At 60.5% G+C, this 24903-nt stretch carries 20 protein-coding genes; 11 read left to right on the forward strand and 9 right to left on the reverse strand.

Annotated features, from left to right (window positions below):
• Positions 1-5 precede the first annotated feature (5 nt).
• Complete coding sequence (locus ACZZ0K_RS24185) at positions 6-971, forward strand: CobW family GTP-binding protein (protein WP_258707364.1); 966 nt, start codon at positions 6-8, stop codon at positions 969-971.
• 6 nt (positions 972-977) lie between these two features.
• Here the strand turns inward: ACZZ0K_RS24185 and ACZZ0K_RS24190 are convergent, their stop codons facing one another.
• Positions 978-1391: a DUF3301 domain-containing protein gene (locus tag ACZZ0K_RS24190; protein ID WP_038861179.1), complete on the reverse strand. Its 414-nt coding sequence runs from the start codon at positions 1389-1391 to the stop codon at positions 978-980.
• Between the two features lie 117 nt (positions 1392-1508).
• Here ACZZ0K_RS24190 and pdxY point away from each other — a divergent pair, with 117 nt between their 5' ends.
• Positions 1509-2381: a pyridoxal kinase PdxY gene (gene pdxY / locus ACZZ0K_RS24195; protein WP_041476573.1), complete on the forward strand. Its 873-nt coding sequence runs from the start codon at positions 1509-1511 to the stop codon at positions 2379-2381.
• A 104-nt stretch (positions 2382-2485) separates the two neighbouring features.
• Here the strand turns inward: pdxY and ACZZ0K_RS24200 are convergent, their stop codons facing one another.
• Entirely contained in the window at positions 2486-2968 is a 483-nt protein-coding gene (locus tag ACZZ0K_RS24200) for an acyl-CoA thioesterase (RefSeq protein ID WP_016772447.1), read from the reverse strand.
• Positions 2969-3246: 278 nt separating this feature from the next.
• Between ACZZ0K_RS24200 and ACZZ0K_RS24205 the strand changes: the two genes are divergently transcribed.
• Positions 3247-5010: a cation:proton antiporter gene (locus tag ACZZ0K_RS24205; protein WP_056790983.1), complete on the forward strand. Its 1764-nt coding sequence runs from the start codon at positions 3247-3249 to the stop codon at positions 5008-5010.
• A 21-nt stretch (positions 5011-5031) separates the two neighbouring features.
• Here ACZZ0K_RS24205 and ACZZ0K_RS24210 read toward each other — a convergent pair whose 3' ends face one another.
• From ACZZ0K_RS24210 to uvrD, 3 genes are all read right to left on the reverse strand, one after another.
• A complete protein-coding gene (locus ACZZ0K_RS24210; protein ID WP_127649567.1) occupies positions 5032-5439 on the reverse strand; it encodes an SMI1/KNR4 family protein in 408 nt (135 codons plus the stop codon).
• A 135-nt stretch (positions 5440-5574) separates the two neighbouring features.
• Positions 5575-6450: a Tim44 domain-containing protein gene (locus ACZZ0K_RS24215; RefSeq protein ID WP_016772449.1), complete on the reverse strand. Its 876-nt coding sequence runs from the start codon at positions 6448-6450 to the stop codon at positions 5575-5577.
• Between the two features lie 239 nt (positions 6451-6689).
• Positions 6690-8873: a DNA helicase II gene (gene uvrD / locus ACZZ0K_RS24220; protein ID WP_041476575.1), complete on the reverse strand. Its 2184-nt coding sequence runs from the start codon at positions 8871-8873 to the stop codon at positions 6690-6692.
• 256 nt (positions 8874-9129) lie between these two features.
• Between uvrD and ACZZ0K_RS24225 the strand changes: the two genes are divergently transcribed.
• From ACZZ0K_RS24225 to ACZZ0K_RS24235, 3 genes are all read left to right on the forward strand, one after another.
• On the forward strand, positions 9130-12003 hold the full coding sequence (locus ACZZ0K_RS24225) for a GGDEF domain-containing phosphodiesterase (protein ID WP_150743149.1): 2874 nt from the start codon (positions 9130-9132) through the stop codon (positions 12001-12003).
• Positions 12004-12130: 127 nt separating this feature from the next.
• Complete coding sequence (gene hexR / locus ACZZ0K_RS24230; protein WP_007962240.1) at positions 12131-12997, forward strand: transcriptional regulator HexR; 867 nt, start codon at positions 12131-12133, stop codon at positions 12995-12997.
• 233 nt (positions 12998-13230) lie between these two features.
• Complete coding sequence (locus ACZZ0K_RS24235) at positions 13231-13434, forward strand: PA3496 family putative envelope integrity protein (protein WP_080902479.1); 204 nt, start codon at positions 13231-13233, stop codon at positions 13432-13434.
• Here ACZZ0K_RS24235 and ACZZ0K_RS24240 read toward each other — a convergent pair.
• Positions 13376-14338, reverse strand: a complete 963-nt coding sequence (locus tag ACZZ0K_RS24240; RefSeq protein WP_252868494.1) for a LysR family transcriptional regulator — start codon at positions 14336-14338, stop codon at positions 13376-13378. The genes ACZZ0K_RS24235 and ACZZ0K_RS24240 overlap by 59 nt on opposite strands.
• Before the next feature lie 144 nt (positions 14339-14482).
• On the opposite strand from ACZZ0K_RS24240, the gene ACZZ0K_RS24245 reads away from it, so the two are divergent.
• Together ACZZ0K_RS24245 and oadA are read left to right on the forward strand one after the other, a co-directional pair.
• Entirely contained in the window at positions 14483-15943 is a 1461-nt protein-coding gene (locus ACZZ0K_RS24245; protein ID WP_463559813.1) for an acetyl-CoA carboxylase biotin carboxylase subunit, read from the forward strand.
• Positions 15944-15954: 11 nt separating this feature from the next.
• Positions 15955-17763 carry a sodium-extruding oxaloacetate decarboxylase subunit alpha gene (gene oadA, locus ACZZ0K_RS24250; RefSeq protein WP_258707363.1) on the forward strand — a complete coding sequence of 603 codons (1809 nt, stop codon included), beginning with the start codon at positions 15955-15957 and terminating at the stop codon, positions 17761-17763.
• 209 nt (positions 17764-17972) lie between these two features.
• Here the strand turns inward: oadA and ACZZ0K_RS24255 are convergent, their stop codons facing one another.
• On the reverse strand, positions 17973-20162 hold the full coding sequence (locus ACZZ0K_RS24255; RefSeq protein WP_258707362.1) for an autotransporter outer membrane beta-barrel domain-containing protein: 2190 nt from the start codon (positions 20160-20162) through the stop codon (positions 17973-17975).
• 370 nt (positions 20163-20532) lie between these two features.
• Between ACZZ0K_RS24255 and ACZZ0K_RS24260 the strand changes: the two genes are divergently transcribed.
• Entirely contained in the window at positions 20533-21882 is a 1350-nt protein-coding gene (locus tag ACZZ0K_RS24260) for a HipA domain-containing protein (protein WP_258707361.1), read from the forward strand.
• Positions 21879-22157: a helix-turn-helix domain-containing protein gene (locus ACZZ0K_RS24265; RefSeq protein ID WP_039757273.1), complete on the forward strand. Its 279-nt coding sequence runs from the start codon at positions 21879-21881 to the stop codon at positions 22155-22157. Before ACZZ0K_RS24260 ends, ACZZ0K_RS24265 begins: the two co-directional genes overlap by 4 nt.
• Positions 22158-22164: 7 nt before the next feature.
• Here ACZZ0K_RS24265 and ACZZ0K_RS24270 read toward each other — a convergent pair whose 3' ends face one another.
• Together ACZZ0K_RS24270 and ACZZ0K_RS24275 are read right to left on the reverse strand one after the other, a co-directional pair.
• Positions 22165-23001, reverse strand: a complete 837-nt coding sequence (locus tag ACZZ0K_RS24270; protein ID WP_122698746.1) for an amino acid ABC transporter permease — start codon at positions 22999-23001, stop codon at positions 22165-22167.
• The gene (locus ACZZ0K_RS24275) at positions 22998-23816 is read right to left on the reverse strand and encodes an ABC transporter substrate-binding protein (RefSeq protein ID WP_016772458.1); all 819 of its coding nucleotides are present in this window, start codon (positions 23814-23816) and stop codon (positions 22998-23000) included. Before ACZZ0K_RS24275 ends, ACZZ0K_RS24270 begins: the two co-directional genes overlap by 4 nt.
• Positions 23817-23929: 113 nt before the next feature.
• Here ACZZ0K_RS24275 and ACZZ0K_RS24280 point away from each other — a divergent pair, with 113 nt between their 5' ends.
• Positions 23930-24832, forward strand: coding sequence for a homocysteine S-methyltransferase family protein (locus ACZZ0K_RS24280; RefSeq protein ID WP_258707360.1), 903 nt, complete (start codon positions 23930-23932; stop codon positions 24830-24832).
• Positions 24833-24903 lie beyond the last annotated feature (71 nt).

Here is a 24903-nt window from a genome sequence, read left to right on the forward strand (position 1 = left end):
CCGCCATGTTGCAGAACATTCCGACCCACGTCATCGCCGGCCCGTTGGGCGCCGGCAAGACCAGCCTGATTCGCCAGTTGCTGGCGCAACGGCCGGCGGACGAACGCTGGGCGGTACTGATCAACGAGTTCGGCCAGATTGGTCTGGACGCCGCGTTGCTGACTCGCGACGACGATGGTATCGCACTGGGTGAGGTGGCCGGGGGCTGCCTGTGTTGCGTCAATGGCGCGCCATTCCAGATCGGCCTTGGCCGCCTGCTGCGCAAGGCCAGGCCGGATCGACTGTTTATCGAGCCATCCGGGTTGGGCCATCCGGCGCAGCTGTTCAAGCAACTTAACGAGGCGCCGTGGCTGGGCGTGCTGGCGGTTCAGCCCTGTGTTCTGGTTCTGGACGCTCAGGCATTGCACGCGGGTAGGGACTTGCCGGACGCCCAGCAGCAAGCGTTGGCCAGCGCGGGGTTGTTGCTGTTGAACAAGGCGGAAGATCTCAATGAAACAGCTCGAGACAGAATCGCCAGCCAGTTGCCGCCCGTCAGGCTGATCTGGACGCAGCAAGCCCAGCTGCCTCTGAGCGAGCTGCCGGGGGTGAAAGTAAAAGCAAACGAAGGCGCAGGTCATCTGCCGCTGCCCACTGGATTGGCACAGCTGCCAGCGCTCTGGAGCGATCCGGCCGAACCGATTTGCCTGAGTCAGGCGCAGGAGGGTGGGTGGAGCATCGGTTGGCGCTGGCATCCGCAGCAGGTATTTGATCAAGCACGCATCGCCTATTGGCTGAGCGCGCTCGACTGGAACCGGGCGAAACTGGTTATCCACAGCACGGATGGCTGGGTTTCGGGCAATGCCCTGGAGCATGCCGAGCTGAGTTGGCAAGCCAGCGAATGGCGAAAAGACTCAAGAATCGAGCTGATCTTCGCTGAACCGCAGAACATCGAACAGCTGCAAGCCGGTTTGGCTGAATGCCGGATTCAGTGAGTCAGCTCAAGGCTTCCACTTGGTATGTTCCTGGCGCCACTGGCTCAGCTCGATGACTTCTGCGCGAGGCTTGTGCACTTCGACCACCGGCGGCGTGTCGTCGAACGGCGCCGGGTAGGGCGCCAGTTCAATCTGCGCACTGTGCGCGCCGAACTGGGTGACGGTGCCGTTGTGGCGGCTTTCGCCAGTCACGGTGAACTCGAAGTTGTAGACCCGCGCCAGTCGTCGGCGACCGTTGGCATCCCTGATCAGCCCGATCTTTTTCAGCGCGACGTTACCGTCCAGCAGCTCGACGCCGACATTGGTGCAATGCTGTTTGACCCGCTCCAGCGCGCGCTCGCGCAAGCCGTGGTTGTGCCATAGCCAGGCACCAGCGGCGGCGAACAGCATCAGCACGAAGATGTTTTCCAGGGTCAGCATCGACATCGAACTCCAAAAGATGGCGTCAGCTTAACTGTCTCGCCGGTCTGTCGTACAGGCTGTGTTTCGTCGCATACTGCGCGGCTTGAATTTCAATCGTTTTACGGAATGACCCGAATGAAACGTACGCCTCATCTGCTCGCCATCCAGTCCCACGTGGTGTTTGGCCACGCCGGCAACAGCGCTGCGGTTTTTCCGATGCAGCGCGTCGGGGTCAACGTCTGGCCGCTCAACACCGTGCAGTTCTCCAACCACACCCAGTATGGTCAGTGGGCCGGTGAAGTGCTGGCACCGCAGCAGATCCCCGAGCTGATCGAAGGCATCGCTGCGATTGGCGAGCTGGGCAATTGCGACGCGGTGCTGTCCGGCTATCTCGGTAGCGCCGCGCAGGGCCGGGCGATTCTCAGCGGTGTGGCGCGGATCAAAGCGGTCAATCCGAAGATGCTGTATCTGTGTGATCCGGTGATGGGCCATCCAGAGAAGGGTTGCAGCGTGCCCACCGAGGTCAGCGATTTCCTTCTCGATGAAGCGGCGGCCGTGGCGGACATCATGTGCCCGAACCAGTTGGAGCTGGACAGTTTTTCCGGGCGCAAGCCGCAGTCGCTGTTCGATTGCCTGGCGATGGCACGGGCGCTGCTGGCGCGCGGGCCGAAAGCGGTACTGGTCAAGCATCTGGATTATCCGGGCAAACCGGCGGATGGCTTCGAAATGTTGTTGGTGACGGCTGAGGGCAGTTGGCATTTGCGCCGTCCCTTGCTGGCGTTTCCGCGTCAGCCGGTGGGGGTGGGCGACCTAACGTCCGGCCTGTTCCTGGCGCGGGTACTGCTGGGCGACACGCTGTTGGCGGCATTCGAATTCACCGCAGCAGCGGTGCATGAGGTGTTGCTGGAAACCCAGGCGTGCGCCAGTTATGAGCTGCAACTTGTGCGGGCGCAGGATCGCATTGCGCATCCGCGGGTGAAGTTCGAGGCGACCGCGATCAGTCTGTAATCTCGTCGTTGTTCAAAAAGATCGCAGCCTTCGGCAGCTCCTACATGGGTTTGCATTCCAAAATGTAGGAGCTGCCGAAGGCTGCGATCTTTTGCTTTTTGGTCTCAGGCGTCGCCCTTGATCTCCTGATAACGCTTCTCCAGTTCCTGACGAATCTGCCGGCGCTGCTGCGCCTGCATGAAGCGGCGTTTGTCTTCGCTGTTCTGCGGTTGCAACGGCGGCACGGCGGCCGGTTTGCGCTGATCATCCACCGCGACCATGGTGAAGAAGCAGCTGTTGGTGTGGCGCACCGAGCGTTCGCGGATGTTTTCGGTGACCACTTTAATGCCAACTTCCATCGACGTGTTGCCGGTGTAGTTGACCGAGGCCAGGAACGTCACCAGTTCGCCGACATGAATCGGCTCGCGGAAAATCACCTGATCCACGGACAGGGTCACCACGTAGCGCCCGGCATAACGGCTGGCGCAGGCGTAGGCCACTTCGTCGAGGTATTTGAGCAGGGTGCCGCCGTGGACATTGCCAGAGAAGTTGGCCATGTCGGGGGTCATCAGTACCGTCATCGACAGCTGGGCGTTTCCGGGTTCCATAACGTTCTCACGGATCAAGGCTGATAGCAGGAAGCGCCTCTGCGGGCACCTGGTGGCTTTTCAAAAAGCACCGTTATCGGGACGCCGCGCGGCGGGCCGCCGTCACGCCGGTAGCGATCTGTTTCCATATATTGCACCGGCTTCCAGAGCGAAGTCGCGGTGTTAACCTGCAAAAGCCCTGCCCAAGGGCAATTCCTACATTAAAAGCGGATTTTTACCCTGCTCGCGCAGAACGTCTTACGTCTGTCCGCGCGCCTCGTCATCAAGGAGCCTACGCCATGCATGCCATCAGTTTTATTCAGGATCTGGCAGTGATCATGCTGGTCGCGGGCGTGGTAACCGTACTGTTTCATCGTTTCAAACAACCGGTGGTGCTCGGCTACATCGTCGCCGGCTTCATCATCGGCCCGCATACGCCGCCGTTCGGCCTGATTCACGACGAAGAAACCATCAAGACCCTGGCCGAACTCGGGGTGATCTTCCTGATGTTCTGCCTTGGCCTGGAGTTCAGCCTGCGCAAGCTGTTCAAGGTCGGCGCCACGGCGTTCATTGCCGCATTTCTCGAAATCATCCTGATGATCTGGATCGGCTACGAAATCGGCCGCTGGTTCGACTGGAACACCATGGATTCGTTGTTCCTCGGCGCGATTCTGGCGATCTCCTCAACCACCATCATCGTCAAAGCGCTGAATGACCTGAAGATGAAGAACGAGCGCTTTGCGCAGTTGATCTTCGGTGTACTGATTGTCGAGGACATCCTTGGCATTGGCATCATTGCGTTGCTGTCGAGCATCGCCGTCAGCGGCACGGTGAGCTCGGGCGAAGTCTTCTCCACGGTCGGCAAGCTGTCGCTGTTCATGATCGTCGCGCTGGTCATCGGCATTCTGTTGGTGCCGCGTCTGCTGGCTTATGTGGCGAAATTCGAAAGCAACGAGATGCTGTTGATCACCGTGCTCGGCCTGTGTTTCGGCTTCTGTCTGCTGGTGGTCAAGCTCGAATACAGCATGGTGCTCGGCGCTTTCCTGATCGGCGCGATCATGGCCGAGTCCCGGCAATTGCTGAAAATCGAACGGCTGGTCGAGCCGGTTCGCGATCTGTTCAGCGCAATCTTTTTCGTCGCCATCGGGCTGATGCTCGACCCGCTGATTCTCATCGAATACGCCTGGCCGATTGCGGTGATTACCGTGGCCGTAGTGCTGGGCAAGATGTTGTCCTGCGGCCTCGGTGCGTTTATCGCTGGCAACGACGGACGGACCTCACTGCGGGTCGGCATGGGTCTGTCACAGATCGGCGAATTTTCCTTCATCATCGCCGCGCTGGGCATGACCTTGCAGGTGACCAGCAACTTCCTCTACCCGGTCGCTGTAGCCGTGTCGGTGATCACCACACTGCTGACACCGTATCTGATCCGCGCGGCGGATCCGTTGTCGATCAAGCTCTCGGCAGTCGTGCCCAAGCGTCTAGGGCGTGTACTCGGCATGTATGGCGAATGGTTGCGCAGCATCCAGCCGCAAGGTGAGGGCGCGCTACTGGCGTCGATGATCCGACGGATCCTGTTGCAGGTCGGGGTCAATCTGGCGCTGGTGATTGCGATCTTCTTTGCCGGCGCATATTTCGCCGAGCGCATGTCGTTGTGGCTGCAGGACTGGATCAGCGATCCGAGCTGGCAGAAGGCACTGATCTGGGGCGGTGCGTTGCTGGTCTCGCTACCGTTCCTGATTGCGGCTTATCGCAAGCTCAAGGCGCTGTCGATGCTGTTGGCGGAGATGGGCGTCAAGCCGGAGATGGCCGGGCGTCACACACAGCGAGTGCGCCGGGTGATCGCCGAAGTGATCCCGATTCTCTCGCTGCTGGTGATTTTCCTGCTGTTGGCAGCCTTGTCGGCCAGTATCCTGCCGACCAACAAGCTGCTGGTGCTGATCGCAGTCGTGGCGGCCGCCGTAGCGGCACTGCTCTGGCGCTGGTTCATTCGCGTGCATACGCGTATGCAGGTGGCCTTGCTGGAAACCCTCGACAACCACAAGGAGTCGTCGGGGCATTGACCACCCGAGGCGTTTGGCGGATCAGCTTTCCAGCCAGACGTCCCGCGCCCAGTGCCACACCGATTCCCAGGTTTCTTCAGCAATCAGTTCTTCTTCGGCCTGCCACAGCACCACGGTGCCGTCTTCTTCGACACAGTAGTAGTCATCGCCGTCCTGACAGATCGGGATCAAGCTGCGATCAACACCCGCGTCCCATGCATTGGCCGCCACGTCCGGCAGATAGGTGTGCGATTGCGGGTCAGTGACGGTCACCGGCTCGAGGCTGCCATAGACCACATCGCTGACGGTCAGCAAAAATTCTTTGAAGACGAACGGAATGTCGATGAACAGTTGTTCTTCGATTTCTACCAGCAGGTCTTCGTCAGGCAATTCCAAAGGAACCGGTACGGGTTCGTTGGCTTCGCGCAGTTGTTCGATGATTTCTTCCACGTCCGGGATCCTCTTGCTGAATGGCGCGGTTTATATGGGCCGGTTTATACAGTAGCTCGCCATAGATGCAACCGTGAAATGAAAAACCCCGGCCGGGGCCGGGGTTCTGTTACCGCAAGTGAAGCGCAGCAGGGATCAGCCGTTCTGGCGGATACCGGCGACCAGCCAAGGCTGGTTGTCGCCCTGCGGACGTTCCATGTTCCAGCTTTCGCTGAACACTTCGCCCTGGTCGAAACGCGAGGTTTTCGACACGCCGGTGAAGGTCAGGGTGGCGATGGTCTTGTCGGCACGATCGTCGACGCCGTCCAGTTGCACCTGCAGGTTGTCGATGTAGGTCGACTGGAAGCCATCGCCCAGATCCGCACGCTCACGCTTGAGGAACTCAAGCATTTGCGGGGTCACGAACTCGGCGATCTTGTCCATTTCGTTGGCGTCCCAGTGCTGCTGCAGCGACTGGAAGTGGCTACGCGCAGCTTCAAGGAAGCGCTCTTCGTTGAACCAGGCCGGTGCGTTGATCACTGGACGGGCGGCAGCCGGAGCAGCCGAACCACCGAAGATCGAACCCATGGCGGCAGGCTTCTGCTCGAACACTTCACGCTGCATCGGCGCGCCGGCCGGAGCGAATTGCTCCTGCTGCTTACGACGACGGGCGGCGATGAAGCGGAAGATCACGAACGCGATCAGGGCCATGATCAGGATGTCGAAGATCTGCATGCCCTGGAATCCGTCGCCCATGAACATCGACGCGAGCAGGCCACCGGCGGCGATGCCCGCCAATGGGCCGAGCCAGCGCGAAGCACCGCCGGCCTTGGCCGCGGCGCCAGCAGCACCGGCAGCGCCAGCGGTCGCTGCTGCGCCGCCCACGCCTGGAGAAGAGGGAGCCATCTGGCTGGTCTGGTGCGTCGGCGCAGCGCCGGCGCTTTTGCCACCACCAAAGCGCTTGGCGTTGGCGTCGAGGCTCATCGTCAGGCCGATGCACAACGCCATGGCGATGCTAAGAAAACGTTTCATAAAGGGTATTCCCGTTTTGTGGAGACACGCGCGCCATGTTGCACAGCTGAAGTGTTACTGGCTAGCGAGAGAGTGTTTCGGGCTTTTGCCTGACAGGTTGCGTTCAGCTTGGCGAGGCAATCAGCCGATGTACTTTTGTCTGTAGGAAAAGGCGATAGGTTCAGAGGGATTGATGCACTTGCGCCGCATAACCTGTGGGAGCGAGCAGGCTCGCTCCCACATGGGTTCAGTGCCGGTGATTAGATCGCTTCCAGCTTGGCATAGCCGAGCATCAGCCACTTGCTGCCTTCGCTGAAATTCACCTGTACCCGGGCCTGGGCGCCGGAGCCTTCGAAGTTGAGGATCACGCCCTCGCCGAAGATCGAGTGACGTACGGCCTGACCGAGCACAAAACCGGTTTCCGGAATCTCGCTGCCGCTGAACAGGCTGCTGCCGCTCATCGACTGGTTGCCGCCGAACGGTCGGCTGACGCTATTGGACAGGCGCACTTCCTGGATCAGGCCTTTGGGCACCTCGCGGACGAAACGCGATACCTTGTTATAGGTTTCGCTGCCGTACAGGCGCCGGGTTTCCGCGTAGGTCATGACCAGATTCTGCATCGCCCGGGTGATACCGACGTAAGCCAGGCGCCGTTCTTCCTCGAGACGACCCGGTTCTTCCAGGCTCATCTTGTGCGGGAACAGGCCTTCTTCCATGCCCACGAGGAACACGTAAGGGAATTCCAGACCTTTGGCGCTGTGCAGGGTCATCAGTTGCACACTGTCTTCGTGCTCGTCGGCCTGAGTATCGCCGGCCTCCAGCGATGCGTGGCCGAGGAATGCCGCCAGTGGCGTGAGTTCTTCGTCCTCTTCGGTGTTCTCGAAGTTACGTGCGGCGCTGACCAGTTCCTCAAGGTTTTCTACCCGGGCCTGGCCTTTCTCACCTTTTTCCGCTTCGTGATAAGCGATCAGGCCGGATTGCTCGATGACGGTTTGCGTCATCAGGTGCAGCGGCATCTCGGCGCACTTGGCGGCGAGGTTCTCGATCAGTTCGATAAATGCACCGAGCGCGCTCGCTGCACGGCCGGTCAGGCCTTTGTTGGCCACCAGCTGGCGCATCGCTTCCCACATCGATACGTCGCTGTGCCGCGCATGCTCGCGGATCGCTTCGACGGTTTTCTCGCCGATGCCCCGCGCGGGTACGTTGATCACTCGCTCCAGCGCCGCGTCGTTGCCACGACCTTCGAGCAAGCGCAGGTAGGCCATGGCGTTCTTGATTTCCGCGCGTTCGAAGAAGCGCTGACCGCCATAGATGCGGTACGGGATGCGCTCGCGCAGCAGGGCTTCTTCGAGCACCCGCGACTGGGCGTTGGAGCGGTACAGAATCGCAATATCGCTACGGGCCAGACCGGTTTTCAGCGCGCTTTCGATGGTTTCCACCACGTAACGCGCTTCGTCGTGTTCGTTGAACGCGGCGTACAGGTTGATCGCTTCGCCGTCGCCGCCGTCGGTCCACAGCTCTTTACCGAGACGCCCGGTGTTGTTGGCGATCAGCGCGTTGGCGGCTTTGAGGATACCGGCGGTGGAGCGGTAATTCTGTTCCAGACGAATCGTTTCGGAGTCCGGGAAGTCCGAAGAGTACTGATGGATGTTCTCGATCTTCGCCCCGCGCCAGCCGTAAATCGACTGGTCGTCGTCGCCGACCACCATCAGGCTGTCGCCGCCCTTGCCGAGCAGGCGCAACCAGGCGTACTGCACGGCGTTGGTGTCCTGGAATTCGTCGACCAGAATATGCCGGAAGCGCTTTTGGTAGTGCGCCAGCAGGCCGGGGTGATCGCGCCACAGATCGAGCGCGCGCAGCAGCAGTTCGGAGAAGTCGATCACGCCAGCCCGCAGGCACGCTGCCTCGTAGGCTTCGTAGATGCCGCGCATGGTGGCGAGGAACAGGTCGCCGCTGGCCTGAATGTGTTGCGGCCGCAGACCTTCGTCTTTCTGGCCGTTGATGAACCACTGCGCCTGACGCGCCGGCCAGCGTTGCTCGTCCAGACCGAGCTCGCGGATCACCCGCTTGACCAGCCGTTGCTGGTCATCGCTGTCGAGAATCTGGAAGGTCTGGCTCAGGCCCGCTTCCTGCCAGTGCGCCCGCAGCAAGCGGTGCGCGAGGCCGTGGAAGGTGCCGACCCACATGCCGGCCGGGTTGATGCCCAGCAACTGCTCGATGCGATGGCGCATCTCGGCAGCGGCCTTGTTGGTGAAGGTCACCGACAGGATGGAGTGAGGCGAGGCGTTTTCGACCTGGATCAACCAGGCGATACGGTGCACCAGCACTCGGGTTTTACCGGAACCGGCGCCGGCCAGGACCAACTGACGGCCAACGGGGGCTGCTACGGCCTGGCGTTGGGCATCGTTGAGGGAGTTCAGCAGAAGGGAGAGATCATCGCGCATCGGGGCATTCTAGGGTGCGCCGCAGGCCCGGGCAAACCGTGCGTTGCATTAGCCGATGAAAGTGCTGCCGATGACGACCGGTCGGTCACTGGCTGCAGGCTTCGGCCCGTCTCGCCTGAGGGGTTGCAGCGGTGCGCAAGCGGCGGAAAATTTCCCCGCAATTGTGATCGGCAGCAGTTTGGCATCGGGATCGGCTTGTGTATGCTCCGTCCACGTTTCGGGCGCACGCCCTCCTATAAGAACAAGAACGTTGCCCATGATCCTCAGCGCCGAACTGTCGGGGCCCTCCGTGGACCCCCGGGTGATCCGCAAGCACTATGCCGTCGAAATGGCGGTGGAGCGCACGCGTCTGCTGTATCAGGGCTCGTTGTTGCCCACGCTGTTCATGTTGATCAATGGTCTGGTCTGCGCCGCTTTGCTCTGGAGCCCGCAGCGCTACTTCGTGGTCAGCGTCTGGCTGGTGTGGCTGCTGTCGCTGGTCGCGCTGCGGGTGATTCAGGTGGCCGCGTTCGATTCGGCGATTCCCGATCGCCAGGCCCGGCCGATTTGGTTCCGCATGTTCCTGCTCGGTTCGACCATGACTGGCCTGACTTTGGCCGGAGCCGGCATCGCTCTGGTACCCGCTGACAACTTCATGCAGCAAGCCTGGGTGTTCGGCCTGATCGGCGCGGCAACACTGTCCGCCAGCGTCGCCTACGCAGTAAGCCTGCCGGCGTTCCTCTCGTTTACCTTGCCGTGCCTGCTGCCAGCGATCGGCTACCTGTTCTGGGGCGGCGACGATCAGGCGCGGGGCTGGGGCTGGCTGGGGCTGATCCTGCTCGGTTCGCTGAGCGTGGTGGCGTGGCAGGTCAATCGGCTGATCGACCGTGGATTGCTGCGGCGCTTCCAGAATCAGCACTTGATCGAGCATTTGCAGCAAGCGCAGACGCGCAGCGAACAACTCAATCAGGAGCTTGGCAAAGAGATCGAACAGCGCCGCTGTGCCGAGGCGCAATTGCGTGAAGCGCAGGTCGATCTGGAAGATCGCGTGGCCCAGCGCAGCCGCGAACTGGATGCCGCCAATCAGGCCCTGAGCAAAAGCGAAGCGCGCCTGGCGCTTGCGCTCAAGGCCAGTGAGCTCGGATTGTGGGACTGGAACCTGCAGACCGACGAAGTCCATCACACACAGATTCAGGAACTGTTCGGCCTCGCCCCGGAGTACGTCACGGCGCTGCTGCGCGACCTCAAGCCACGACTGCACCCCGAAGACGTGCCGTCACTCAAGTTCGCCCTGGTCGAGCATTTGAAGGGGCGCACCGAGGATTATCAGGTTGAGTATCGCCTGCGCCACGGCGACGGCCACTGGGTGTGGATCGAGGACCGTGGCCGCGCCGTAGAGCGCAGCGCCAGCGGCCGGGTGATCCGCATGGTCGGCACTCGCCGCGATATCAGCGCCAGCAAAAGCCTTGAAGAGCAGCAGCGGCTGGCGGCCACGGTGTTCGAAGCGGCCAGCGAAGGCATCGTGATTCTCGACCCGAACTACGCGCTGATTGCGATCAACCAGGCGTTCAGCCGGGTCACCGGTTACGAGATCGACGACATGCTCGGGCGCAACGTCGTCGAGTTGCCCTGCAGCCGCGATGCCCATCGCCACTATGTGGCGATCCGTCATGCACTGGAGCAGCACGGCAGTTGGCAGGGTGAGTTGGTGGAAACCCGCAAGAACGGCGAGTTGTACCCGCAGTGGTTGCAGCTCAACGCGGTGCGCGACAGCCGGGGCAATGTCAGCCATATTGTCGGCTTCTTCGCCGACCTCTCGGCACGGCGTGCGTCGGAAGAACGCCTGCGTTATCTGACCCATTACGACGAGCTCACCGGCCTGGCCAACCGTTCACTGTTCCGCGAACGCCTGCACGAAGCCCATCAGCGGGTGCGGCAGGGCGGGCGCCGCAGTCTCGCATTGCTGCACATCAATCTGGATCGTTTCAAATTGCTCAATGACAGCCTCGGCCATGAAGTCGCCGATCAGCTGCTACAAAAAATGGCGCGGCGGCTGGTCAATGCCTTGCCTGAGGCCGACACCATTGCGCGCTTGTCCGGAGACGAGTTTGCCGTGCTGTTCGATGCCTACGGCAATCTGTCGAGCCTGGCACGGGTAGCGACGCGGTTGTCGGCCAAGCTGCGTTTGCCGCTGAGCGTCGACGGGCATGAACTGGTGGTCAGCGCTTCGATGGGCATCAGCCTGTTGCCGGACAACGCGCGGGAGATTTCCGCGCTGGTCAGCCAGTCGAACATGGCCATGCAGCATGCCAAACATCTGGGCGGCAACAATTTCCAGTTCTTCACCGACAGCCTGCAAGCCAGCACACTCGAACGCTTGCAGTTGGAAAACCACTTGCGCCGAGCCATTGAAGAACAGCAACTGACAGTGTTCTACCAACCCAAACTGTGCCTGCAAACCGGTCGGATGAATGCCGCTGAAGCGCTGGTGCGCTGGGATCATCCGAGCATGGGCCAGGTGCCGCCGGCAGATTTCATTGGCCTGGCCGAAGAGACCGGGCTGATCGGGCCGATCGGCGAATTTGTTTTGCGTCAGGCGTGCTGGCAAGCCTGCGAATGGCAGCGCCAGGGCCTGGCGCCGATCCGCGTGTCGGTGAACCTGTCGGTGCATCAACTGCGCCAAGGCAAGCTGGTCAGTCTGGTCCGGCAAGTGCTGGAAGAAACCGGGCTGGCGCCGCACTACCTCGAGCTGGAGCTGACCGAAAGTCATTTGCTCGACAGCGTCGAACACATCATTGCGACGTTCCAGCAACTGCGCGATCTGGGAGTGAAACTGGCGATCGATGATTTCGGTACCGGGTATTCGTCGTTGAGTTACCTCAAGCGCATTCCGGTGGATTACGTGAAGATCGATCAGGCGTTCATTCGCGGCTTGAGCGAGGGCAGTGCGGACGCGGCGATCACTCGCGCGATCATCGCCATGGCCCACGGACTGGCCCTCAAAGTCGTCGCCGAGGGTGTCGAGCGTGAGGATCAGCTGGCATTTCTGCGCGCCGAACGCTGCGACGAAGTGCAAGGTTATCTGATCAGCCGGCCAGTGGACGCTGCCCGTCTGGCCGGGCTTTTGCGTGATCAGGCCAATCCGCAGTAAGGGCTACATGCACCTCAGCGCGCCTGATGCCGGGACATCGAGTTACGCATTGAGCAGGCAAAATGCCCATTCATGTAGTATAACTACAAGCTTGCTACATCCTTGCCCACAAGAAGAGTCCAGCCCCTTGAATCTGCTGCAACACATCGCCCAGTCACGTCACCTGTTACGCAAGTCGGAGCTCAAGGTCGCCGACCACGTGCTGCTTGACCCTGCGGCAGTGATGCACAGCTCCATGGCCGACCTGGCTCACAGCGTCGGCATCAGCGAGCCGACCATCGTGCGCTTCTGCCGCGCCATCGGTTGTTCCGGCTTTCAGGATCTCAAACTTAAACTGGCTCAGAGCCTGGCCGCCGGCGCCAGCTTCGGCCAGTTCGCGATCCACGAAGATGACTCCGTCGCCGACTACAGCCTGAAGATTTTCGACACCACGCTGCACACCCTGATGGAAGTGCGCGAGAAGCTCGACCCGGTGGAGCTGCAACGCGCGGTGACGCTGATGTCCCAAGCGCAGCGTGTCGAGTTCTATGGCTTCGGTGCTTCCGGAGCGGTGGCCGCGGATGCACAGCACAAGTTTTTCCGTTTGCTGCTGACCGCGGCGGCGTATTCCGATCCGCACATGCAGGCGATGTCGGCTGTGACGCTGAAGCCTACCGATGTGGCGATCTGTATTTCCCAGTCAGGGCGCTCCAAGGATTTGCTGATCACCGCTAACCTCGTTCGCGAGAGCGGGGCGTCGTTGATCACCCTGTGTCCGAGCCAGACGCCGTTGGCCGAACTGTCGACCGTCAATCTGGCGATCGATGTGCACGAAGACACCGAAATCTACACGCCGCTTACCTCGCGAATCGCCCATCTGGTGGTGATCGACGTGCTGGCGATGGGCGTGGCCATGGCGCGCGGGCCGAGCCTGGTCAATCACCTCAAGAGCGTGAAGCGCAGTCTGCGCAGTCTGCGTTTGTCGCCCAAGGCCGTGAAAGCGCTAGACGATTGAGCAAGGTCGTTCCGACCTTGTTCGCGAGCAGGCTCGCTCCCACAGGGGGGCTTCTGAGAACATAAATTCTGGGTCATAACGGGATCAAATGTGGGAGCGAGCCTGCTCGCGAAAGCGTCCTCAACAACAGCACATCCCTGCGCACATTTCATCACATTGTCATCCCCGCGCAGCCAAACCGTCATCCCCCACGCCTATCGTAAAACTCCCGTACTCGCCCTGGGAGACTCGAAATGGCTCAGCCCTACGAAGAACGCAACAGCGCCGCGAAAACCCGTCGTCAGCAGGAAGATCAGCGCCGCATGGAATTTCGCCGCGCAATCGAGGATCGCTTCGAACTTCGCCAGCTTCAGGCCGAGATCGGCGATTTTCCCGAGATCACGCACTGGCAGGCAGCGCCCGCCGCTTCCCGTCGAAACGCTCAACCAGCGCAATAATCTGCGCCCGCTCGCTGCGGATGAACGCCAGGAAGGCGTGCGCCACCGGTGACAGCCGTTTGGCTTTGGCTTGCACCAGACACCAGCTGCGCATCAGCGGCAACTCCTCGACCGGCAGCTCGATCAGGCCGCCGGTCGCCAGCTCCAGGTTCAGGGCGTGGCGCGTCAGCAGCGCCAGGCCCAGACCCGCCAATACGCATTCGCGCTGAGCTTCGGCCGAGGCCACTTCCTGGGTCTGAGTGAAGTGCACGCGCTTTTCCTTGAAATATTCTTCGCAGGCCAGACGTGTGCCCGAGCCCGGCTCGCGGATCAGCAGCGTATACGGCTCCAGATCCTGCAAGCGCAACGGGCCCATGTGTGCCAGCGGATGATCCGGGCGCGCCACGGCGACAATCGGATTGTTGAGGAATGGCAGGAATTCCAGGCCCATGTCCTGCGGCACCATCGACATGATCACCAGATCATCGCGATTGTCCGAGAGGCGGCGGATGACCTGGCCACGGTTGACCACGGTCAGCTGCAAATTGACTTCCGGATGCTGGCGCTTGAACGCGGCGAACAGATGCGGCACGAAATATTTGGCGCTCGATTCCACCGCCAGTTTCAGCTGACCCTGCAGTGAACCCTGCATGTCCGACAGTTGCATGTCGAGGTTTTCCAGTCGTCCGAAAATGTCGCGGCTGGCGCGCTGAAGCGCTTCCGCCGCCTCGGTCATGTAGAGTTTTTTGCCGACATAGTCGAACAGCGGCTGGCCAATCAGCTCTTCCAGCTGACGAATCTGTAGGCTGACGGCCGGTTGTGTGAGGGACATTTCCTCGGCGGCGCGGCTGTACGAGCGTAAATCACACACCTCATTGAAGATCTGCAATTGACGCAATGTCATACGCATCAATGACTTACGCATAGTTTTCAGGCTCGGTCAGCGGTCAGGTAATTCAACTATAAGTGTTTGCTTATGCCTGACCCAATTTTTATTCATTTTTGTTAATCCCTCAGCAGCGCTAGTGTGGACCTGCGACTGAATTGAAACATTTGGTCACGCGTCGACCTGGGTCTAGCAGGTCGTGGTGCCACCGGCTCAAGGGAACCTCCAAGTGATAAAAAGATCCTGATCGCCAACCGTGGTGAGATTGCCGTACGCATCGTACGAGCCTGCGCCGAAATGGGCATTCGCTCGGTTGCGATTTTCTCCGACGCCGATCGCCATGCCTTGCATGTGAAGCGTGCGGACGAGGCCCACAGCGTGGGTGCCGAGCCACTGGCCGGCTATCTGAACCCGCGCAAGCTGGTGAACCTGGCGGTGGAAACCGGCTGCGATGCGCTGCACCCCGGCTACGGCTTCCTTTCGGAAAACGCCGAGCTGGCGGAAATCTGCGCCGAGCGCGGCATCAAATTCATCGGCCCGTCGGCGGAGGTCATCCGGCGCATGGGCGACAAGACCGAAGCGCGCCGCAGCATGATCAAGGCCGGCGTACCGGTAACGCCCGGTACTGAAGGCAACGTCTCCGGCATCGAAGAAGCCTTGGTCGAAGGCGACCGTATCGGTTATCCGGTAATGCTCAAGGCCACCTCCGGTGGTGGCGGGCGCGGTATCCGTCGCTGCAACAGCCGCGAAGAACTCGAACAGAACTTCCCCCGGGTCATCTCCGAAGCCACCAAGGCGTTCGGTTCGGCGGAAGTGTTCCTGGAAAAATGCATCGTCAATCCCAAGCACATCGAAGCGCAGATCCTTGGCGACAGCTTCGGCAACGTTGTGCATCTGTTCGAGCGTGACTGCTCGATCCAGCGCCGCAACCAGAAGCTGATCGAGATCGCGCCGAGCCCGCAGCTGACCCCGGAACAGCGCGCCTACATCGGCGACCTGTCGGTACGTGCAGCCAAGGCTGTGGGCTACGAGAACGCCGGCACCGTGGAGTTCCTGCTCGCCGAGGGCGAGGTGTACTTCATGGAAATGAACACGCGGGTGCAGGTGGAACACACCATCACCGAAGAAATCACCGGCATCGACATCGTCCGCGAACAGATTCGCATCGCTTCCGGCCTGCCGCTGTCGGTGAAGCAGGAAGACATTCAGCACCGTGGCTTTGCGTTGCAGTTCCGTATCAACGCCGAAGACCCGAAGAACAACTTCCTGCCGAGCTTCGGCAAAATTACCCGTTACTACGCCCCCGGCGGCCCGGGCGTGCGCACCGACACGGCGATCTACACCGGCTACACCATTCCACCGTTCTACGACTCGATGTGCCTGAAACTGGTGGTCTGGGCGCTGACCTGGGAAGAGGCGATGGACCGTGGTCTGCGGGCGCTGGACGACATGCGTCTGCAGGGCGTGAAGACCACCGCCGCGTACTACCAGGAAATCCTGCGCAACCCGGAATTCCGTAGCGGCCAGTTCAACACCAGCTTCGTTGAAAGCCACCCGGAACTGACCAACTACTCGATCAAGCGCAAACCCGAAGAGCTGGCCTTGGCCATCGCCGCCGCCATCGCCGCCCACGCAGGCCTGTGAGGAATACAAGAATGAGCAAGAAAATCTTCGTAACAGACACCATCCTGCGCGACGCTCACCAATCGCTGCTCGCCACCCGCATGCGCACCGAAGACATGCTGCCGATCTGTGACAAGCTCGACAAGGTCGGCTACTGGTCGCTGGAATGCTGGGGCGGCGCGACGTTCGACGCCTGCGTGCGCTTTCTCAAGGAGGACCCGTGGGAGCGCCTGCGCCAACTGCGTGCGGCGCTGCCCAACACCCGCCTGCAAATGCTCCTGCGCGGGCAGAATCTGCTCGGCTATCGCCACTACAGCGATGACGTGGTCAAAGCCTTCGTCGCCAAGGCAGCGGTGAACGGCATCGACGTGTTCCGCATCTTCGATGCGATGAACGATGTGCGTAACCTGCGCGTTGCCATTGAAGCAGTGAAAGCTGCAGGCAAACATGCGCAAGGCACCATCGCCTACACCACCAGCCCGGTGCACACCATCGACGCTTTCGTCACCCAGGCCAAGCAAATGGAATCCATGGGCTGCGACTCGGTAGCGATCAAGGACATGGCCGGTCTGCTGACCCCGTATGCCACTGGTGAACTGGTGCGTGCTCTGAAAGCCGAGCAGTCGTTGCCGGTGTTCATCCACTCCCACGACACCGCCGGCCTGGCCGCCATGTGCCAGCTCAAGGCGATCGAAAACGGCGCCGATCACATCGATACCGCAATCTCCAGCTTCGCCTCGGGCACCAGCCACCCGGGCACCGAATCAATGGTCGCCGCGCTCAAGGGCACCGAGTACGACACCGGCCTGAATCTGGAGCTGCTCCAGGAAATCGGCCTGTACTTCTATGCCGTACGCAAGAAGTACCACCAGTTCGAAAGCGAATTCACCGCCGTCGATACCCGTGTGCAGGTCAACCAGGTACCGGGCGGGATGATCTCCAACCTCGCCAACCAGTTGAAAGAGCAGGGCGCTCTGAATCGCATGGGCGAAGTGCTCGCAGAAATCCCGCGCGTACGTGAAGACCTCGGCTTCCCGCCGCTGGTGACCCCGACTTCGCAGATCGTCGGCACCCAGGCGTTCTTCAACGTACTGGCCGGCGAGCGCTACAAGACCATCACCAACGAAGTGAAGCTGTATCTGCAGGGCGGCTACGGCAAGGCACCGGGCGTGGTCAATGAAAAACTGCGCCGTCAGGCGATCGGCAGCGAAGACGTCATCGACGTGCGCCCGGCCGATCTGCTCAAGCCGGAAATGACCAAGCTGCGTGCCGATATCGGAGCACTGGCCAAATCCGAAGAAGACGTACTGACCTTCGCCATGTTCCCGGACATCGGCCGCAAATTCCTCGAAGAACGCGCCGCCGGCACTCTTACGCCGGAAGTGCTGTTGCCAATCCCGGAAGCGGGCACCGTTGCCTCGGCGGGCGGCGAAGGCGTGCCGACCGAGTTCGTCATCGACGTCCACGGCGAAACCTATCGCGTCGATATCACCGGTGTCGGCGTCAAGGCTGAAGGCAAGCGCCACTTCTATCTGTCCATCGACGGCATGCCGGAAGAAGTGGTGTTCGAACCGCTCAACGAATTTGTCGGTGGTGGCAGCAGCAAACGCAAACAGGCCTCGGCACCAGGCCACGTGAGCACCACCATGCCGGGCAACATCGTTGATGTGCTGGTCAAGGAGGGCGATACCGTCAAGGCGGGCCAGGCGGTACTGATCACCGAAGCGATGAAGATGGAGACCGAAGTCCAGGCTGCCATTGCCGGCAAGGTCACCGCGATTCACGTGGCCAAGGGCGACCGGGTCAACCCGGGCGAAATCCTCATCGAGATCGAAGGCTGAGATAACAGTCGCGATCCAATGCTTTAAACCTCGGGGGGCATGTGCTCCCCTTTTTTTGCCTGTGATTTTCCGACCTTGTCAGGTCATTGTCAGGGACCGCATGTGGGAGCGAGCCTGCTCGCGAATGCGCCAGGTCAGCCAATAGCATCTTTGTATGATTCACCGCTTTCGCGAGCAGGCTCGCTCCCACAGGAGGCGTGCTTAATCCATCAGAACGCCATGCGCCATTGACCCGCTACGCCATACGTTCGGCTGTCGCTGCCCAGCTCACCCGTCAAGCCCACGCCCAGTGTGTGCGCCGCCGAAAGGCCAAGATCGAACCCCGCATCCAGCGACAGACTGTTCCGATCCAGTGCCGCGCCGTTCACTTCGAAGCGCTTGCCGCCCTTGCGCAGTTGCTGGCGGGTGTCACTGTCGATGTCACCGTAGGTATGTTTCCAGCCTGCGCTCAATCGCGGGGTCAAATGCATGCCGTTATCCAGCGTATTGACCTGCGCAACCCGCAGACCGAAGGTGCTGCTGAAGTTGTCGCGGGTCTGGCCGTAGACTTTCAACGCCGCGTCGCCGCCCTTTTCGTTGTAGCTGTCGCGCTGATAGCGCTGATAGCCGAGGCTGGCGAAGGGTTCGAGGGTCACGTTGTTGCGGCCCAGGTTGAACCCGGCCTCGGCAAATGCTTGCTGAGTATTGGCGTCGTAATTGCCCTTGAGACGATCGCTGAAACCCTTGAACACGACCCGCCGTGTGCTGCTGCCGTCATGGCTGGCGTAGGTCGCGCCGAGACGCAGCGACAGCGGGCCGTCCTGACGCACGGCATAGGCACCGAGGTGCCAGCTGTCGAGGTCGCCGTCGTACTGGCGGGCATCGAGTTTCGTCTGCGATTTGCCGCCAAGCAGGCCGACATGCCAGTGCTCGTCGAGTCGCCAGTCAGCGCCCACGACCAGTCCTTGCGTGGCATGTTGGAGGATGCCGTCAGCGTCGCGGTCAACCTTGCCGCCGTGGCCCAGCGCCTGAACCCACACCCGTCCGGAGTCTTCGCTGCCTGCGGCCTGACGCGGTGAACTGCGCGAGCCGTAGGTCGAGGCGGAATGATTGTCCAGCTGCCGCATCGCCGAAAGCATGCTCGCACTGACGGGTGTGACACTGCTCAGCGTGGCTTTGGCGAGATTGGCATTGCTGCCTGCGGCAAGTTGATCGAGGGCGATTGGCGCGGTGGTTTTATCGCTGGTCAGCAGTGCGGCGACGGCGGTGTTAATGGGCTTTGCAGGCTCCGACGCGGGCTGTGCGGTGGTTTGTGCAGTTACGATTTCATCGGGTATCGATGATTCCACCGATGCGGAGTCTTCAATCAAGGTCGCAACTGAGGCCAGGGCGGGGGCTGGAGTTGCGATCCCCGCTGTCATTGAAGCTGGAGCGGGCGTTGTCGCGATCGGTACAGCGGGAGAAGTCGGCTGCTCTGGCTCGATAATACTTCCTGCAAGTGCGCCTGCATTTTCTGTAGGAGCGAGGCTTTCAAGCGGTTCACCATTGCGAGCGTAAGTCAGCCCAACCGATTTCTTGTTGTATTGAGCCGTGGCCGTCATATACGCCAGATCGTTCTCGATCCGGCCAAACTCGCCTTTCACCTCACGGGCTTCGATGATTTTGTATTGGCTGCTCTGCGGATATTCTCCGGGAGCCGAAACAATCTTCAGGGTGGCACCTTCGAGTTGGGCGGTGCCATCGACCTTGATCGTCTGAGAACCAGCGGGAGTGACCTCGTAAGCCAATTCGGCACCAGGCGCCAAGTGCAAATTACCCTTCACTCGTGGTGCGCCAAGCGCTGCATTGACGGTGAGCAGCCCACCCACCTCAAGATTTCCCACCGTGCCTTTACCGGCGAAACTGCCGCCATTCTGGACATACACATCACCCTTGATGCTGCCGAGGTTGGTCAACGCTCCACCGCTGTCGACCAGAACACCTTCATGGAAATCGCCTTTGGAGCTCAATGTCCAGTCGCCTTGGGCGACGAATAACCCATTGAAGTTGCGCGTGTCGTTCAACGTGCCGCCATCCGCAGCATTCAGGAACAACACGTTATCGCCCTTGCCGCCATCCAGCCGGCCAGTGAAGCTTGCCCCGTCTGCAAGGGTGATCAAGTCGTTGACGTCAGTCCCTTTGAACACGGCTTCCGGTGTCGTAAAGGTAATCGGCACTGTGCTCGCGTCGTTGAGAAAACCCTGGAGCCGTTCCAAAGCCTGTTGCTTGGGGTTGGCTTCGGGCTGCTCCGTCGTTTCCATGCTTGGGGGCTGCTCGATTGCTTCAGTGGATTGCTCGGCGTTAGCCAGCGCTACGCCACCCAGCGCCAGTGAAATAGCCAGAGCCAGGTGTTTTGGTGCGAATAGGTGTTGAGTGGGCATCAGGTTCGATTTCCGTATCGAGAAAATCCAACTCTATTGCTGCCTGAAAAAAACCGATGTCGGCCGCTTCCCACATCCACGCAGGCGACATCGGATCGTTGTGTAGAAAATCCTCACTGGTGTTCACAAATCAGAGATTTTGCGCAGTGGTGGCTGTTCTTTTTCCTACGGCTTTCTCCCGTTGAAGAACCTTAACCAGCGGCACGTCAGACGCTTAACTGCATTAATTTGCGTTCAGACGGCCACATGGGAGTGCTAATCTGCATTTTGTTGCAGATATTTAAGCGCGTAATAGTGCTCGTATGCACTATATTGCATGTATTGAAAGTTTTTCCTCGTTGAACTGCATTAAAATGCAAATGGAATCAACATGTACAACCTGACACTCCAGATCTTCACCGCCGGGCAATGGCTCGACGCAATGATTCTTGACTTCGATGATCCGGAAAAAGGCTTCGAAAGCCGCTGCAGTTTTGGCTATGAAGCGGACTATCTGGTGGAAAACATCGAGTTGATCGGGTCGCCTTTTTCCCAAGCCGTGAGTGCCCTGTATCCGCTGGATTGGGAAGGTCGGCGCGCGAAGACGCCGGCCTTTGTCCACGACATCGCACCGGCAGGCGCAGCCAAGCGGTTTCTACTCGCCCGCCTGGGTCAGGAAAGACCCGCCGAGATCAGCGCCGATCTCTTTCTGCTGGGTCGCAGTACACCGGCACCCATTGGCAACATGCGAATAAAGGAATCGGCGGAAGCAGTCGATGAGAGGAAGCCGATCGGATTCAAGCGCGAGGAGGTCATTAGCCGCGACAACCGCTTTCTTGAATATGCCTACGAGCTGGGCGCGGCCATCGGTGGCGCGACGGGGGCAGGTGGGGAAGCTCCAAAGCTCTTACTGGCAGAGAACAGCGCCGGGCTTCTGTATCCCGATGCGGTATTGGACGATGAAGAAGTGCGACAGCACTGGTTCGTGAAATTCGCCAGAAACAGGGGCGGGCAGACCGACCAGGACATCCTGCGCAGCGAATTCCATTACTACAAAGCGCTGCAGACATTGGGCATCGCAACCGTCGCGGCAGAAGGCCTGGCCTTGGAAGAGGCGACCAAACCGAGTTTGTGGATGCGGCGTTTTGATCGACAAGTGAAAGATGGGGCGGTGTCGCGTTTCGCCGTCGAATCGATTTATTCGCTGGCTGAAGTGACGACGCCAGGGAGCGCCATGAATCATCTGGAAGTGATCCGCATGCTCGCCGGGCTCTGGCGCAAAGCGGGTCAGGCCAGCCAGATTCCCGGCCTCGTCGCCGATTATCTGCGTCGCGACCTGATCAATAAAATCCTCGGAAACTCCGATAACCACGGTCGTAACACGGCGATCATCCGGCAAGAGAACGCTTTCCAGCTCGCGCCTATTTATGACCTCGCCCCGATGGTCATGGATGACGAAGGCGTGACGCGTACGACCAAATGGCCAAAAGAGTTGGAGCGGGCGGGCGATGTCGATTGGCGAGGTGTCTGCCGCGTATTGGCCGATAGCGCAGATCCGCACGATTCGTTGGCGGGGCTGGATGCCTCGGCGCTGTTCGAAGGCCTGCGCGCGGATGCCCGCCGTCTGGCCGCACTGCCGGATATTCTTGCGGCCAGCGGTTTGCCCGCCAGAACCATGAATCACCCGAGCGTTCATCTGAAAAACCTCGAGCAACGTTTGAAAGAGTGGGACCTGCAATGAGTCTGACCGTCCTCGAGCGCACGGCGCTCATCGAAAGCATTCAGCAAGCGCTGGCCGAAGGCACTCTGGAAATCGGTGACGCCGTGCGCCGTTTACGGGTCGAAGTCACCGGTCTGCATCAGACCCAGTTCGCGAAGATGTGCAAGATTTCAGTGCGCACGCTGGTGCATATCGAACATGGCGAAGGCAATCAGACCCTGAAGTCGCTGAACGCGGTGTTCCGCCCATTCGGCATGAAAATGGGCGTAGTGCGGATTCGCCGGGACACCATTTGAATGCACCTCAACTACGGCGCACATACGCCTTGCCGTAATGCCGCTCCATCCGTGCCTGAATCAGCTCCAGCCCGATCGACATCAGCCAGTAGATGATCGCCGCCGTGGTGAGCATTTCGATGTAGCGATAGCTTGAGCGCCCGTAGGACTGAGCGAGAAACATGACTTCCCAGACACCCATCACCGAGATCAGCGACGAGTCCTTGAGCATCGAGATGAACTGGTTGGTAGTCGGCGGGATAATCGTGCGCATGGCCTGGGGCAGGGTGATGCGCCAGAAGATCACGCTTTCGCGCAGGCCCAGCGCCAGGGATGCTTCGCGTTGGCCGTGATCGACGCCGAGGATGCCGGCGCGGAAGATTTCGCTCAGGTAGGCGCCATAGTTCAGCGACAGGGCAATGATGCCGGCGACGATGGCGCCGGGGACGATGCCCAGTTGCGGCAGGCCGAGGTAGATCAGCAGGATCTGGATCAGCAATGGCGTGCCGCGAAAGAACGAGGTGTAGAAACTGGCGATGCCAAACGCCACGGCGCTGCTCGACAGGCGCGCCAGCGCGGTGATGAAACCGAGCAGCGACGAGGCGATGATCGAGCAGGCGCAGAGAAACAGCGTCAGCGCTGCGCCTTGCAGGAAGCCGTTTGGCGCCAGCTTCAGGCCAACGAGGTTGGGCAGTTTGTCGAGGATGATCGCGAACTTCAGGTCGAAGCTGAGGAAGAATCCGGCGAACAGGCAGAACAGCGCCGCCCACGTCAGGTACAGGCGCGTGCGGAAACCAAAGAGCTTTTGCAGGCGTGTTTCAGCCACCGGTTGCGGTGGCTGTGGCGGGGTCGGAAAAGAAGTCATTGGCTGATATCGGCGCCGATCCATTTCTGCGACAGCTTGCTCAGGGTGCCGTCCTGTTTCAGTTGTGCGAACACCTCGCGTACCTTGGCGTCCCATTGCGGGTCACCCTTTTCGATGGCCACCGAGTTCGGTTCCGAGTACAGCGGTTCGCCGGCCAATTTGAAGCGCTGATCCTGATTCAGGCGCGGCTGTGCGGTGACCAGATTGGTAAGGATTGCATCCAGGCGCACGCCGGCGCCCAGGCCCAGATCCTGGAAGGCGACGTTGTCGGTGTCGTACGGGGCGATCTGCACATCCTCGAACGGATACTGCAACTGCGTATCCTCGGCGCCTTCGATCACCAGATTTTTGTTCAGATAACTTTCGTAGCTGGAGGCGCTGGTCAGGCCGACCTTTTTGCCGCTCAGATCCTTGGCGCTGTGGATGCGATCGTCCTTGGCATTGACCACGATTACCGCTGGCGAGGCGTAGTACTCGACCGGGAAGTCGAACACTTCTGCGCGGGCCTTGCTCGGGGTCATCGAGCAGATGCAGATGTCGTAGCGCCCGCTCCAGCGGCCGGCGGCGATCACGTCCCAGGACGGCGTTTCCAGACGCAGTTTGACGCCAAGCTTGTCCGCCACCGCTTTGGCAACGTCGACATCGAAACCGTCGAGTTGATTCTGCTCATTGAGAAACGAGAAGGGTGGATAGCTTTCCATGAGCACGCCGACCAGTTCTTTTTTCTGCTCGACGCGGTCCAGCGTCGCGCCGCCGAAGGCTTGGGTGGAGGCCAAAATGGTCAGGCCCAGGGCCAATAGCGGTTGGAGTTTCACAGTCGCTTCCTGTTGAAAAAAGAGGTTGTTATTAACCGAGTGGTGCGTATTAAATAGTTATAAGAACGACTCTGATAGTGAGTTATTTTCATAAGCATATGAGTGAAAAGCATATGGGCGCAGCAAGTACGGTCATTCTCGATGGCGGCATGGGCCGTGAACTGCAACGCGCCGGGGCGCCATTTCGCCAGCCCGAGTGGTCGGCACTGGCGCTGAGCGAAGCGCCGCAGGCGGTCGAGGCGGTGCATGCCGCTTACATCAACAGCGGCGCCGACGTGATCACCAGCAACAGTTACGCGGTGGTGCCATTTCACATTGGCGAGGCGCGCTTTGCGGCTGAAGGCCAGGCGCTTGCGGCACTGGCGGGGGAGTTGGCGCGGCGGGCGGTGCAGGCATCCGGCAAGCCAGTGCGTGTTGCCGGTTCGTTGCCGCCGCTGTTTGGTTCGTATCGTCCGGATCTGTTCGAAGCGGATCGCGTGAGCGAGCTGCTGACGCCGCTGGTCACGGGGCTGGCCCCGCATGTTGATCTGTGGCTGGCGGAAACCCAGAGCTCGATTATCGAGGCCCGCGCTATCCACGCCGGGCTGCCGAAGGACGGCAAACCGTTCTGGCTGTCGTTCACTCTCAAGGATGAAGACACCGATGAAGTGCCGCGCCTGCGCTCTGGCGAGCCAGTGGCCGAAGCGGCTGCGGTGGCGGCTGAACTCGGCGTCGAAACCCTGCTGTTCAACTGCAGTCAGCCTGAAGTGATTGGCGCAGCAATCGACGCGGCGCGCGCCACCTTTGAGCGTCTCGGCGTCATGATCAATATCGGCGCGTATGCCAACGCGTTTCCTCCGCAACCGAAAGAAGCCACGGCCAACGACGGCCTCGACCCGTTGCGTGACGATCTTGATCCGCCGGGGTATCTGCACTGGGCGCTGGACTGGCAACAGCGCGGCGCCAGCCATCTGGGTGGCTGCTGCGGGATCGGGCCAGAGCACATTGCGGTGCTGGCGCAAGAACTGCGTCGTTAAGAAAGACCCCGCCAATTGTGGGAGCGAGCCTGCTCGCGAAAGCGGTCAGTCAGGCCACATTTGCAGTGACT

This window comes from Pseudomonas sp. AC255 (assembly GCF_979258175.1).